The 202-nt window shown below is 61.4% G+C and carries 1 protein-coding gene; it reads right to left on the bottom strand.

Annotation, left to right across the window (positions count from 1 at the left end; all coding sequences use genetic code 11):
• On the bottom strand, positions 1-202 hold a 202-nt coding region (locus CQ14_RS46330), incomplete at both ends, for an NAD-dependent epimerase/dehydratase family protein (protein ID WP_245320379.1).

The raw sequence follows: 202 nt of genomic DNA, 5'->3' as shown, positions 1-202 counted from the left end.
ATAGGTCTTCATCAGATGGATGCAGGCGTCCGCGAGATCGTCGACATAGAGGAATTCGCGCCGCGGCGTGCCGGTGCCCCAGACCACGACTTCCCTGTCGCCGGACACCTTGGCCTCGTGGAAACGGCGGATCAGCGCGGCGACGACGTGGCTGTATTCGGGATGATAATTGTCGCCGCGTCCGTACAGATTGGTCGGCATT

It is taken from the genome of Bradyrhizobium lablabi, from assembly GCF_001440475.1.
GTDB classification, from domain to species: Bacteria; Pseudomonadota; Alphaproteobacteria; order Rhizobiales; family Xanthobacteraceae; genus Bradyrhizobium; species Bradyrhizobium lablabi.
The sequence above is the reverse complement of the archived record's forward strand: the minus strand, read 5'-3'. Positions and strand labels throughout refer to the sequence as shown.